Below are 12908 nucleotides of genomic sequence, written 5' to 3' on the forward strand. Positions count from 1 at the left end.
CAGCCAGGAGGGTTTGGCGATGGTCAATTCCGTGATCGGCCGACGCAGCTTCATCTGCAGTGTGTTGGCTTCCGGGTTCGCTGCGCCTGCGTTGGCGCATCATGGCTGGGGCTGGGCGGTCGACGAGCAGAGCGAGCTCAAGGGCACGATCCGCTCGATCTCAATGGCGCCGCCGCATCCGACGCTGCAGGTCGCCGCGGCGGACGGTGTCGTCTGGCAGATCGATCTCGGTAATCCGAACCAGACGGCGCGGGCCAATTTCACCGCCGAGACGGCCAAGCCGGGCGACGCCATCACCGTGCTTGGTAACCGCCATCAGGATGCCAGCAAGAAGCAGATGAAGGCTGTGCGCATCACCATCGGCGGCAAGAACTACGATATGTATCCGGAGCGGATCAAAACGAACTGAGCGCCGTGTCTGCGCTTCTCGACTGGCTCGGCAACTGGCCGGGCGCGGTGCTGCTGCAGCGCTCCGGCACGGCCTATCTCTTCGTCAACGCCGCGCACATTCTCGGCATCGGCCTGCTGCTCGGGGCGATCCTGCCGCTCGACCTCAGGCTGGCCGGGGTGCTGCGTGCCTCTGCGCTGCCGCTAATCGGGCCGGTCCTGATCAGGACGGCCGCCTGCGGGTTCGTGCTCGCGCTCACGACCGGCCTCTGGCTGTTCACGGTGAAGCCGGGCGAGTATCTGGGGAACACTGCCTTTCTCATCAAGCTCGGCCTGCTCGCCCTGGCGCTAGGCAATATCGCGCTCCAGCATCGCGGTTTGAAGCCGGCGCTGGCGGGCGGCGGGATCGGCCTGAAGGTGCGCCTGCTCGCCGCCCTGTCGGCCGCGCTCTGGCTTTGCGTGCTGGTCGCCGGGCGCTGGATCGGGTTTCTGTGACGGCTTTCAGACCACGAGCGCCGTCATCGCGTCGTTGATCCACCACCATTGTAGCGCTGGCCGGTCATGGCAGCGTCGTAGCGTTTCCGTCTGGTGGAGGGTCAAGCGCCTCAGCCGGCGGATTCGCTCAAATGAGCCGAATAGCGAAAAGGGACGCGAAACCCTGTGCGGTGAAAGCTGTGCGTCGCCGGTGATGCGTCAAAGCGAAATTAGTGTGTCGCGGCCATCTTCCTGCGCGTGCACGCCCCACGCCACGATCCGATCTCCAGGCACGCCGAACCGGCGAGCGAAGCGTCGAGCGGCGCGGCGCCGGCGCGTGGTTTCGATGGCCTTGGTTTCGAACCTACGCTGGAACGCGAGTATCGGCAGCACATGCGCACCGGACAGCGCAGCAGCACGCTCGTCTGCCTGATCACGGCGCTTGGCATCTGGTTGACCTTCATCGGGCTCGACCTGACGCGGCTCGACAACATCACCATGATCGCAACCGGCGATGGTTTGGTCGAGCTTGCCATCGCGCTTCGGCTGGGGACGCTCGCCGTGATCCTGCGGCTGGTCTGGATCGTGCGCCGCAACCGGCACGCACGCTCCTATCACCACCTCACCATGCTGGCGCTGACGTTGATCGGTGTGACCTGCGCCTTCATCGCCAACATGTACAAATTGCGTGGCCTGCCGCAGGCGGACATCGCCCAGCTCGTGATCATCGCCGCCGTGTTCCTTCCAGTCGGGCTGACCTTCTTCCAAAGCCTTGGCGTCGCCTTGCTGATCGCCGTATTCACCACCGCGCTCGGCTTCGTCATGCTCGAGCCGGCGCAGTTGGCCGAACATGGCCGGCTGTCGATCCTGCTGTTCTTCGCCGTCTTCGTCAGCGCGGTCGGCGCCTGGCTGCGAGAACGGGCCGAGCGCGACCAGTTCCTGCTGCGCCGCATGCTGCACAGCCGGGCGATGTCGGATGCTCTGACCGGAATCGCCAACCGTCGCGGCTTCGAGGAGCATGTCGCCATGGTGCTCCTGCAGGCGCGGCGCGACCGCGTACCGGTCGTCTTCGCTGTGCTCGATGTCGACCATTTCAAGCGCTACAACGACCGTTACGGCCATCAGGCCGGCGACATCGCGCTGGCGCTGATCGCCCGCGCCGTCGATGGCACGCTGCGCCGACCGATGGATATGGTCGGCCGGCTGGGCGGCGAGGAATTCGGCCTATTCCTCTACGACACCACGCCGGAGAAGGCGCAGGAGCGGCTGGAGCAGGTGGCGCAGGCGATCGCCGACCTCAGGATCGAGCACGCGGCCTCGCCGACTGCGCAATACATCACCGTCAGCATGGGGGCCGTCGGCTTCGACGGGAAGGAGACGGCCGTCGATCTCTATCGGCGTGCCGACGCGGCGCTCTATGCCGGGAAGGCCTCGGGCCGGAACCGGGTCGAGTTGGGAGAGAGCGGCGAGCGCCTGGCGGGCTAGAGCCCGTTCCGATCAGCTTGCACAGCAAGCTGATCGGAAAAACGGTCTCTATCCAAAAAGTGAGAGACGGATTCACCGATCAGGCTGGTTCAGCCTGATCGGATCCGGCTCTAGCCGCGCCCATCGCCGAGCTGCTATGCGGCGTTCCTCCTGCCGCGATGAGAGAATTCCCATGTCCGAACCCGTTTCCATCGGCCTGATCGGCGCCGGCATCATGGGCGAACGCATGCTGCGCGCGATCCTGGCGCAGGCGCCCGAGCTCGTGCGTGCCGCCGGGATCTGGGACCCGTCGGCCGAGGCGATGGCCCGGATCGCACAGGAGCTGCCGCAGGTCGCGCGCCTGGCCGATGCGGCATCGGCGATAGCGGCGAGCGATTGCGTCTACATCGCCTCGCCGCCGGCCTCCCATCTCGGCCATGCGCGCGCCGCGCTCGCGGCCGGCAGAACCGTATTCTGTGAAAAGCCGCTCGCAATCGACGTCGCCGATTCCCGCGCTTTCATCGCCGAAGCGGGAGCGCGGGGCGCGGTCAACTTCCCCTTCGCTTCGTCGCCTGCGATTGCGCAACTGCAGGACTGGATCGAGGCCGGAGCTGTCGGCGGCAACAGGCGGATCTCGATCGAGGTCGCCTTCGCGACCTGGCCACGCTCCTGGCAGGCCGATGCGGCCGGCTGGCTCGACCGGCGCGAGCAGGGCGGCTTCACCCGCGAGGTCGTCTCGCATTTCCTCTTCCTGAGCCGCCGGCTCGGCGGGGCGCTGCATGGGCTTAAGGCGAGCGCGTCCTTCCCGGAAGCAGGCAAGTCGGAGCGCCGGATCGAGGCGCGATTGATGGCCGGCGACATCCCCGTGGCCCTCATCGGCAGTGTCGGCACGACCCAGAAGGACGATCACAACATCTGGACGCTGGAAGGCGAGGGTGGTGCCGTCAGGCTCTGCGACTGGTCGCTGGCTGAGCAGCGCCAGCCGGACGGGTCCTGGCAGCGCGCTCCGGGTGCGTTGACGCAGCTCGAGGCACGGCCGGTCGCGTTGAAGCGGCAGCTTGAAGGCGTGGCGAAGCTGGCGCGTGGAGAGGTGCATCAGCTGGCGACGCTGGAAGAGGCGCTCAACGTGCAGGAGATCGTCGAGGGGGTCCTGACGAGCTGACATCTCCTGAGTGGCGCGGCTCCTTGTCGTTCAACCAATCCGTCTGAACGCAAGGCGCGCTGCCTTCATTGAGGCGACATGCCAGGAGGGCTATGATCGGCGGGCTCAGGAGGCCTGCCGATGCGCCATGCCTTCCTCACCGACACCCAGATCGACGCCCGCGCCTTGGCGCATCGGCGCGGACTCGGCTTTGCCGACGATCAGGCCGTCGATGCCATGACGCTGCTGGCCAGGCTCAAGGCGCGCTACCCGGAGTTTTCCTATGAGCAGGTGCCCGATGGTTCGCTCGGCGAGGCCGAGGCGCAGTGGGATTCGCAAGCCAAGCGCTTGTTGATTCCGGAAAGCGTGTTCCAGGCGGCAAATCGCGGCGAGGGCAGGGCGCTGATGACGGTGGCGCACGAGGTCGGCCACGCGCTGCTCGGCCATGACGGCAATCTCAACCGCGCGCCGGCCGGTGGGCGGGCCGAGCGGGTCTCGGCGAAGCTGCGGTCGATGGAATACCAGGCGCGGCGCTATGCGGCCGCGTTCCTGATTCCGGATACGCCGGCCGTGCGCCAGCTCGATGCGACCGCGCTGAGCGAACGTTATCGGGTCAGCATGAGCGCGGCGATCGTGCGTCATAGCGAGTTGCGCTCCGGCGAGAGTGCGCGGGCCCTGCCTTTGCGACAGGCCAGCCTCGATCTCTAGCCGCTTGCGGTCGGCGCGCTCGCGGGGCATGGCTCGGGCAACGTGACGATCATCGAGGCTGCCATGACCATCGCCGTTCCGGGCCTGCCGCCGACACCGAAGCCCGCCGCCCGGGCACAAGGCGTCTCGCCTTTCATCGTCATGGACGTGATGAATGCGGCCGAGGCGATCGAGCGGCGCGGCGGCTCTGTCGTGCATATGGAGGTCGGGCAGCCTTCGGCGGCGACGCCGGCCAGTATCCGGGCGGCCGCGGCCCGCGCTTTGTACGATGGCCGCATTGGCTATACCCAGGCGCTCGGCATCGGCTCGCTCAGGGCCCGGATCGCTCGGCACTATCGCGACACTTACGGCGTCGAGGTCCCGGCCGAGCGCGTCGTCGTCACGACCGGCTCATCCGGCGGCTTCATCCTGAGCTTTCTCGCCTGTTTCGAGCCGGGCGCGCGCATCGCCATCACGGCGCCGGGCTATCCGGCCTATCGCAACATCCTGATCGCGCTTGGGCTCGAGCCGGTCGCGATCCCGGTCGGGCCGGAGACGCGCTACGCGTTGACGCCTGAGCTGATCGCCCGGGCCCATGCCGAGAAGCCGCTCGCCGGCGTGCTGACGATGAGCCCGGCCAATCCGACAGGCGTGGTGATGGCGCCCGAAGCGATCGCCGCGGTCGCGGCCGAGTGCCGGCGGCTCGGGCTCTGGTACATCTCCGACGAGATCTATCACGGCCTGACCTATGAGCGGCCAGCGACGACGGCGCTCGCCGCCGATCCGGACGCGATCATCGTCAACTCCTTCTCGAAGTACTACTGCATGACGGGCTGGCGGGTCGGCTGGCTGGTGGTGCCGGAGCGGCTGGTGCGCACGATCGAGCGGCTGCAGCAGAATTTCTCGATCTCGGTGCCGATGCTCAGTCAGGTCGCCGGCGAGGCCGCCTTCGACGCGACCATGGAATGCGAGGCGATCAAGACCGGCTACGCCGAGAACCGTGCCTATCTTCTGAAGGCGCTGCCGGAGATCGGGCTCGGCGATTTCCTCCCCGTAGACGGGGCCTTCTACATCTATCTCGACATCGGGCGATATTCGAACGATTCCATGAGCTTCTGCCGGGATGCTCTCGAAAACGCCGGCGTCGCGATCACGCCCGGGCTCGATTTCGACGAGGGGCGCGGCGCGCGGACCGTGAGGCTTTCCTTCGCCGGGTCGTTGGCCGAATGTGAAGAGGCGGTCGCCCGCATGGGGCGCTGGCTGAAGACGCGCTAAAGCGGGTGCTTGCCAAGGTGACGCGGCGGACTCAATCTGATCCGGCTTGGGGGCAGGACATGGTCGCGATGCGGAATTGGCTGAAGACCATGGCGTTGTGCGGGGCGGCGCTGCTGGCTGGCGCTGTCGCAGTCCCGCTGCCGGCCGTGGCGCAGCACGCCAAGACGGACTCGTCGACCGTGCTGACCCTGCGCGGCGATGAGACACCCGAGACGGTGCGCAAGCTTGTCGATGCCCTGTCAGTCGGTGGGCGCAAGGTCGAGATCAGGATCGCCGGCAAGGGCGAAGCAGCTGCCGCTCCTGCGGCACCGGCACCGGCATCGGCAGGTGCGGCGATGCCGGCATCGTCGAGCAACGCTCCGGCAGAGGATGAAACCCCAGCCGAGGCGTTCTGGGATCATTTCGTCGATGGCGTGTCGCAAGGCCTCGCCGCCATACCGCGCCTTGCCCAGATACCGGATGCCTGGCGTAGCGCCTGGGCGCAGAACCGCAATGGTTCGGCCGGCTGGTGGCTTGCAGTAGGTCTCGTACTCGCGTTCACCGTGGCCGGGCTGTTCCGACTCGCGACCAAAAGTTGGTTCACACGCCGGCTGCAGCCGCAAGGGCCGGAGTTCACGCCGCGCCTGATCGCTTCCTCCTGGGGCCTGCTGCAGGATCTGGTGACGCTCGGGCTCTGGCTCGTAGTGCTGCATGCGGTGCGTAGATTCTGGCTGCCGGAGCCCGACCTCGCCCACATGGTGCTGCGCACGATCGCCAACGGCCTCACCATCGGTGCCGGATATCTGATCCTCGGACGCTTCCTGCTCGCTCCCGGTGCCCCGGAACGTCGGGTCATGCCGCTGCCGCGGGCCGAGCGGGCTTTCAAATTCCTGATCTTCTTCGGCATTCTCACGCCCATCCTGCTGACGGCGACGGTGTCGATCCAGCATGCCACCGGCCCCGGAGCCGTCGTCGGGCTGTTCGCTCTGGTCGGCATTGTCTCGACCTTGTTCAAAGTCTGGTGGTTCATCGATGCGCGGCACGATCTTGCGGCGCTCATCCTCGGTTCAGCGCATGAGCCCGGGCCGGCGCGCCGCGTGATCGCCCTGACGACGGGTTGGCTCTATGCCGCACTCGCCGTGCTGATCTGGATGGTCGGTAATGCATCCTCGATGATGGAGGGTGGGGCGCGCTGGGCGGAAGCCGCCGCACTGACGCAGTTCATCATCGTGCTGGCGCCGATCCTGGCCGTCGGCATCACCAGCCTGATGGCCTGCCGGCAGGCGCATGCGGCGGCGATGGGCGAGACGGCGCCGCTTTCGCTCGCGACCGGCCACGCCCTGCGCGCTGCGGCCGGTGGCGCGATCTGGGCCGGCGGCTTCTATCTGCTGGCAAGGCTCTGGGCGGGTTTCCTGTTCGGCGTCAGCTCCGACCAGTTCGCCGTACTGATGCGCCAGGCCGGTGGCGTCGCCGTCCTCGCCTTCGGCGGCTGGGTGACGATCGTCTTTCTGCGCAGCTTCTTCGACGCCTATACGCCCAAGCCGACCGCCAGCCTGCCGGGCGACGAAGACGCCGTATCGCACGACCATGTGCCGTCGCGGCTGGCGACGGTGCTGCCTGTCCTGCGCGGCGTCGTGCTCGCCGCCGTGATCGGGCTGACCGCATTGGTGCTCCTGTCGCGGCTCGGCGTCGATATCGGGCCGCTGCTCGCCGGCTTCGGCATTCTCGGCCTCGCCATTTCCTTCGGCTCGCAGGCGCTGGTGCGCGACATCGTCTCCGGCTTCTTCTTCATGCTGGAAGATGCCTTCCGCGTCGGCGAATATGTCGATACCGGCCGGCTCAAGGGCACGGTCGAGAAGATCTCGCTGCGTTCGATGCAGTTGCGCCACCAGAGCGGACAGATTCACACCGTCCCGTTCGGCCAGGTGCAGTCGCTGACCAACGCCAGCCGCGACTGGGCGACGGTGAAGTTCAACGTCAGGCTCGACCACTCCGCTGATATCGAGAAGGCGCGCAAGACGATCAAGAAGGTCGGGCTGGCCTTGCTGGAGGACCCGGAATACGGGCCGCATTTCATCGCCCAGCTCAAGATGCAGGGCGTCGCCGACATCACCGATGCGGCCATCGTGATCAGGCTGAAGTTCACCGGCAAGCCGAACCAGGCCTCGATGCTGCAGCGCGAGGCGCTGAAGCGGGTCTATCGTGGGTTGAACGAGGCCGAGGTGCCGTTCGCCTCCAATGCGGTCACGGTGAAGGAGGGGGGCGGCAAGAGCGCCGCCGCGGCGATTGCGGCAGTGCCACCGCCGACGCCGCTGGTGCCGGCAGCTGAATGACCCGGGAGCGCAGTTGGCCTCAACCGGATGACTGCCCGAACTCCAGCATGAGGAAGAAGCCGAAGCCGATCAGCGCCAGCAAGGCACCGATGCCGGCGGCGAGACGGGCGGCGGAGAGCTGGCCCACCCATTCATGGCGCTGGCCGGCCCGCTCGGCCTCGTGCTCGCGGCCGTGCTTGTGGAACTGGCTGGCATAGAGGTCAGGCGTCATCTGCGGACCGACCGGCAGGTTGCCCTCCAGCTCGTAACGGACCGCGACGAAGAGGGTGAACAGGCCGAGCAGGCCGACACCGAGCCAGCCGATAATCTGCTGGGCGAGCCAGGCAAGACCGAGCAGACCGGCGCAGGCGACCGCCCTCACCACCAGGCCCTCACGGCTTCGCGGCGGCCGCATTCCTTCCTCCCGCAATGAAAAAGGCCGCCGCGAGTGCTCGCGACGGCCCTGATTTCTACTTGCGACCGGCCAGCTTGTTCCACCAGCCGCCGCGCTTGGGTCGATCCGGATCGGGCGGGGTCAGCACGACCGCGACCGGCTCCTCGATCACGCGAGGGGCGGGCGGCGCCTCGACGACTGGCTCCGGTGCAACCGCGACCACGGGCGCAGCCGGTTCGGGCGCAGGCGCCACCTCGGCAGGGGCAGCGGCGACACCATCCTCGGTGATCGGCACGACCTTCTTGCGCGAGCGGCTGCGCTTCGGCTTCTCGGCCGGTTCGGCGACGCTCTCGTCCGCGCTCTCCACTGCCTTGGCAGCTTCCTTTACAGCTTCCTTTACAGCTTCCTTTGCAGCTTCCTTGGGGGCTTCGACGGTTTCAGCCTCCGCTTCGGCCTTCTTGGCGCGGCCGCGGCGTGCGCGCTTCGGCTTGGCGTCGGCCTCAGGTTCCGGAGCAGGCGCTTCGGTCACGGCCGAAGCGTCCTCGGCGGCAACGGCGACGGGAGCCGGAGCAGCGTTCTCGTCCTCGCCGGAGTCGTCTTCATCGCCTTCGGCCTGGTCGTCGCCCTCGGCAGCGCCCTGCTGGTCCTGCCCGTCACGCTCGCCACCCCGCCGGCGACGCCGACGCCGACGCCGACGCCGACCGTCGCGGCTCTCCTGGCTTTCGCCGTCGGCAGCGGCGCGCGGCTCAGCCGCGGTCTCGCCGTCGGCCTCGCTCGCAATCTCGACCTCGACCTCGACCTCGGCTTCTTCCTCGACGACATCGTCGTCCTCCGGCTCGTCGATGATCGCCTCGGCGCGCATGCTCGACACCGGCACGACGCGGTTCTCGTTGCCGACGAACTCGCCGCGCTCGACCTCGAAATAGCGGGTGCCGAGCAGGGCGGCATCGGCCGAGACGATGATGGCGATGTTGAAGCGTTCTTCCAGGTCGCGCAGATGAGCGCGCTTCTGGTTGAGCACATAGAGCGCGACCTCCGGCCGGGTGCGGACCTCGAGGTTATGCGAAGCGCTCTTGATCAGCGCTTCCTCGAGCGCGCGCAGGATCTGCAGCGCGATCGACGGCGTCGAGCGGACGAGGCCGGCGCCGGCGCAGTGCGGGCAGGGCACCGAGGAGCTCTCGAGCACGCCGGTGCGGATGCGCTGGCGCGACATCTCGAGCAGGCCGAAGGCCGAGATGCGACCGACCTGGATGCGGGCCCGATCGTTCTTCAGGCACTCCTTCAGCTTCTTCTCGACCGCGCGGTTGTTGCGGTTCTCCTCCATGTCGATGAAGTCGATCACGATGAGACCGGCGAGGTCGCGCAGGCGCAGCTGGCGGGAGATCTCCTCTGCCGCTTCGAGATTGGTCTTGAGGGCGGTGTCCTCGATATTGTGCTCGCGGGTCGAACGCCCGGAGTTGATGTCGATCGCGACCAGCGCCTCGGTCTGGTTGATGACGATGTAGCCGCCCGACTTCAGCGTGACGGTGTTCGAGAACATCGCGTCGAGCTGGCTCTCGACACCGAAGGCGGCAAAGAGCGGGGTCTGTTCGCGATAGGGCTTCACGCTCTTGGCATGGCTCGGCATGAGCATGCGCATGAAGTCCTTCGCCTCGCGATAGGCGTTCTCGCCGGCGACGTGAACCTCGTCGATGTCCTTGTTGTAGAGGTCGCGGATCGAGCGCTTGACGAGGTTGCCCTCCTCATAGACCAGCGCCGGGGCGACCGAGCCGAGCGTCAGCTCGCGCACGCTCTCCCACATCCGCATCAGATATTCGTAGTCGCGCCTGATCTCCGGCTTGGTGCGGGAGGCGCCGGCGGTGCGCAGGATGATGCCCATCCCCTCCGGCACCTCCAGCTCCTGGGCGATCTCCTTCAGGCGCTTGCGGTCCTCGGCATTGGTGATCTTGCGCGAGATGCCGCCGCCCTTGCCGGTGTTCGGCATCAGCACGGAATAGCGGCCGGCGAGCGAGAGATAGGTGGTGAGGGCCGCGCCCTTGTTGCCGCGCTCTTCCTTGACGACCTGGACCAGGATGATCTGGCGGCGCTTGATCACCTCCTGGATCTTGTACTGACGGCGCGAATGGCGATGCGGTCGCTCGGCGATATCGTCGAGGGCGTCGCCGCCACCGAGCTGCTCGGGCTCTTCCTGCGCCTCTTCGCCGCCATTCTCGTCATCGCCGTTCTCGTCGTCCTGAGACGGCCGGCGCGCCTGCGTCTCCTCGCCAGCATCTTCCGAAGCGGCGACCTCAACGGTCTCGAAGGTCAGCGGAGCGGCGTTCTCGACGACGTCCTCGCTGTTAGATTCGGCGACGGCCGGGGCGAACGAATCGCCGAAAGCCGGCGCACCCTCGTTGACCATCGCGGCTTCCTTGCCGTCGGTCTCGACATGACCATTGCCGGCCTCGACCTCGGCGCTGACGGTCTCGCCGCTCTCGGCGGTGCGCTTGGCGCGGTTGTCGCGGCCGTCACGATCGCGGCGGCCACGACGGCCACGGCGCTCGCGCTTTTCCTCGTCGCGCTCTTCCTCGCGCTCGGCGCGGGCATCCTCGGCGAGGAGGGCCTGCCGGTCGGCGATCGGGATCTGATAGTAGTCAGGGTGGATTTCGGAGAAGGCGAGGAAGCCGTGGCGATTGCCGCCATATTCGACGAATGCCGCCTGGAGCGACGGCTCCACCCGCGTCACCTTCGCCAGATAGATATTGCCGCGGAGCGGCTTGCGACTGGCAGATTCGAAATCAAACTCTTCGATACGCGAGCCGCGGGACACCACGACCCGGGTCTCTTCCGGGTGGGTGGCATCGATAAGCATCTTGTTGGCCATGGGACAAATCCATTGGCGCGGCGGCCTTGGCAATCCGCCGGGCTGCGGATGCGAATCCGCGGCCGCGGGCAGGGGCACCGCGCGTCAGCCGGCTCAGGCCGGCATGTTGCAGGGGAAGGAATTCGATCAAGAGACGACGACGGGAGCGAGCGGCAGGGCGGGCAAAAAGCCCGTCGCCACCTGAAAGGTCTCGACGAAACACCGAAAGGGAAAGCGGCGTCGTTTGCCCCGACATCTGACCTTTGACCTACAGTATGTCTCTGGAACGAGGCACACCGCGTTGACACGCTCGCAGACAGAAGACCGGCGCCGATTGCTGCCTGGCGCAGACCCGTCCGCGGACGATTCCGTTGTTGGCTGCCTCCGCGCCGGCGCGGATCGGTTTGACCGACCCGGTCGTTCGGCTGGTTCGCAGGGCGCTGGCGGGCTTGGATGGCCCAGCTTGTGCGCTGCGGTAGCCTTCGCGTTGCAACCATCTCCATTACAGACAGGCGATGCATTTTTGCAAGCGCGTTAACAGTGGCCAAGTTTTGGCGGGCGGTTCCCGGCGCTACGGCCGCATGGTAACGGGTTGTCAACGAATGGCGGCGCTATGGTTAACCTTCGTTAAGCGTCGAGCCAGCGAATCGAGGAGCTTTCTCCTGCTGCACGGGCTTCGCCTTTCTGTGGCGTGCATCGGCCGAATCGCCCTGCTGGCGCGGCGTTTCGTCGTGGCTGTTGCGCTGGGCTGCCTGCTCGCGACCGCTGCGGCAGCGAACACCGGCCGAGGCGCCGGCGACTCTCCCGTCGCCACCGATGCGCGGCTCGAAGCCCAGGGCGATACGGTCCGGTTGACGTTGACATTGTCGCGACCGGTGACCGCGACTGCGACCGTGATGGCGGGGCCGGATCGCGTCATCGTCGACCTCCCGTCTATCAACTTCCAGATCGAGCCGAAGCAGGGTCGCAAGTCGGCCGGTTTCGTCTCCGGTTTCCGTTACGGCCTGTTCATGGCCGACCGGGCCCGCATCATCCTCGACCTGGGGCAGCCGGCCGTGGTGGCGAGCGTCTCGGTCAAGCCGCAGCGTGGCGGCTTCGGCGAGCTCACGGTCGAATTGAAGCGGACGAGCCGCGAGGAATTTGCCGCTCTCGCCCGGGAAGAAGCCGCCAAGACGCAGCTGCCGAGCATTCCGGTCGAACGCAAGGCGGAGGGCGATTCGCGGCGCATCGTGGTGATCGATCCTGGGCATGGCGGCATCGACCCTGGCACCCAGGTCGCCGCGATTGCCGAGAAGGCGGTCGTGCTTGCCTTCGGGCTGAAGCTGAAGGAGCAGCTCGAGGCGCAGGGGCGCTACCGGGTGATCATGACCCGCTCCGACGACACCTTCATCTCGCTGGGCGACCGTGTCCGTATCGCGCGCGGAGTCGAGGCCAGCCTGTTCATCTCGATACATGCCGATTCGCTGGCACAGGCGCAGGATGTGCGTGGCGCCACCATCTATACCGGCTCGGAGCGTGCGAGCGACGCCGAGGCGGCACGACTGGCAGCGAAGGAAAATCAGGCCGATGCCGTCGCTGGCCTCGATTCGAGCGAGGACGTGCATGATGTCGCCGGCATCCTGATGGATCTCGCCAGGCGCGAGACCCGCAGCTTCTCGACGATCTTCGCGCGAAATCTGGTCGAGCGGCTCGGCGGCTCGGTCAAAATGCACAAGGTTCCGTTGCGTTCCGCAGGTTTTCGCGTATTGACGGCTCCCGATGTGCCGTCGGTTCTGATCGAACTCGGCTACATGTCGAGCCCCAAGGACGCCGAGCTGTTGAATTCCGAGGGCTGGCGCAACCAGGCGGCCTCGGCCGTTCAACAGGCGATCGACCAGTATTTCGAACGCCTGCAAGCACCGGGCAAGGCTGCACAAAGCAAGCCTTGACGGCGGAGTGGTCGAAGATGGCGAT

Annotated in this window: 10 protein-coding genes; 8 read left to right on the forward strand and 2 right to left on the reverse strand. The window is 66.9% G+C overall.

Going from position 1 to position 12908, the window contains the following annotated elements; all coding sequences use genetic code 11:
* Window positions 1–19: 19 nt before the first annotated feature.
* The 7 genes from B6S44_RS03430 to B6S44_RS03460 all read left to right on the forward strand — a co-directional run bounded on the left by B6S44_RS03430 (window position 20) and on the right by B6S44_RS03460 (window position 7740).
* Entirely contained in the window at window positions 20–409 is a 390-nt protein-coding gene (locus B6S44_RS03430) for a DUF6152 family protein (RefSeq protein WP_129155330.1), read from the forward strand.
* Between the two features lie 5 nt (window positions 410–414).
* Entirely contained in the window at window positions 415–882 is a 468-nt protein-coding gene (locus tag B6S44_RS03435) for a DUF2214 domain-containing protein (RefSeq protein WP_129155331.1), read from the forward strand.
* Between the two features lie 372 nt (window positions 883–1254).
* On the forward strand, window positions 1255–2346 hold the full coding sequence (locus B6S44_RS03440; protein WP_129155332.1) for a GGDEF domain-containing protein: 1092 nt from the start codon (window positions 1255–1257) through the stop codon (window positions 2344–2346).
* 172 nt (window positions 2347–2518) lie between these two features.
* Window positions 2519–3487, forward strand: a complete 969-nt coding sequence (locus B6S44_RS03445) for a Gfo/Idh/MocA family protein (RefSeq protein WP_248309417.1) — start codon at window positions 2519–2521, stop codon at window positions 3485–3487.
* A 120-nt stretch (window positions 3488–3607) separates the two neighbouring features.
* Complete coding sequence (locus B6S44_RS03450; protein WP_129155333.1) at window positions 3608–4174, forward strand: ImmA/IrrE family metallo-endopeptidase; 567 nt, start codon at window positions 3608–3610, stop codon at window positions 4172–4174.
* Window positions 4175–4237: 63 nt separating this feature from the next.
* Window positions 4238–5428, forward strand: coding sequence for a pyridoxal phosphate-dependent aminotransferase (locus tag B6S44_RS03455; protein WP_129155334.1), 1191 nt, complete (start codon window positions 4238–4240; stop codon window positions 5426–5428).
* A gap of 68 nt (window positions 5429–5496) precedes the next feature.
* On the forward strand, window positions 5497–7740 hold the full coding sequence (locus B6S44_RS03460; RefSeq protein ID WP_164985706.1) for a mechanosensitive ion channel family protein: 2244 nt from the start codon (window positions 5497–5499) through the stop codon (window positions 7738–7740).
* A gap of 19 nt (window positions 7741–7759) precedes the next feature.
* Here B6S44_RS03460 and B6S44_RS03465 read toward each other — a convergent pair whose 3' ends face one another.
* On the reverse strand, window positions 7760–8134 hold the full coding sequence (locus tag B6S44_RS03465; RefSeq protein ID WP_129155336.1) for a hypothetical protein: 375 nt from the start codon (window positions 8132–8134) through the stop codon (window positions 7760–7762).
* 55 nt (window positions 8135–8189) lie between these two features.
* Window positions 8190–10976 carry an Rne/Rng family ribonuclease gene (locus B6S44_RS03470; RefSeq protein WP_129155337.1) on the reverse strand — a complete coding sequence of 929 codons (2787 nt, stop codon included), beginning with the start codon at window positions 10974–10976 and terminating at the stop codon, window positions 8190–8192.
* 710 nt (window positions 10977–11686) lie between these two features.
* On the opposite strand from B6S44_RS03470, the gene B6S44_RS03475 reads away from it, so the two are divergent.
* Entirely contained in the window at window positions 11687–12883 is a 1197-nt protein-coding gene (locus B6S44_RS03475) for an N-acetylmuramoyl-L-alanine amidase (RefSeq protein WP_248309418.1), read from the forward strand.
* Window positions 12884–12908: the final 25 nt, after the last annotated feature.

This window comes from Allobosea sp. Tri-44, assembly GCF_004123845.1.
Lineage (GTDB): Bacteria > Pseudomonadota > Alphaproteobacteria > Rhizobiales > Beijerinckiaceae > Allobosea.

Bases quoted from the DNA above. Each gene is read 5' to 3' on its own strand.
- B6S44_RS03445 (WP_248309417.1), top strand. From the start codon at position 2,519: ATGTCCGAACCCGTTTCCATCGGCCTGATCGGCGCCGGCATCATGGGC.
- B6S44_RS03455 (WP_129155334.1), top strand. From the start codon at position 4,238: ATGACCATCGCCGTTCCGGGCCTGCCGCCGACACCGAAGCCCGCCGCC.
- B6S44_RS03470 (WP_129155337.1), bottom strand. From the start codon at position 10,976: ATGGCCAACAAGATGCTTATCGATGCCACCCACCCGGAAGAGACCCGG.
- B6S44_RS03460 (WP_164985706.1), top strand. From the start codon at position 5,497: ATGCGGAATTGGCTGAAGACCATGGCGTTGTGCGGGGCGGCGCTGCTG.
- B6S44_RS03465 (WP_129155336.1), bottom strand. From the start codon at position 8,134: ATGCGGCCGCCGCGAAGCCGTGAGGGCCTGGTGGTGAGGGCGGTCGCC.
- B6S44_RS03440 (WP_129155332.1), top strand. From the start codon at position 1,255: ATGCGCACCGGACAGCGCAGCAGCACGCTCGTCTGCCTGATCACGGCG.
- B6S44_RS03430 (WP_129155330.1), top strand. From the start codon at position 20: ATGGTCAATTCCGTGATCGGCCGACGCAGCTTCATCTGCAGTGTGTTG.
- B6S44_RS03450 (WP_129155333.1), top strand. From the start codon at position 3,608: ATGCGCCATGCCTTCCTCACCGACACCCAGATCGACGCCCGCGCCTTG.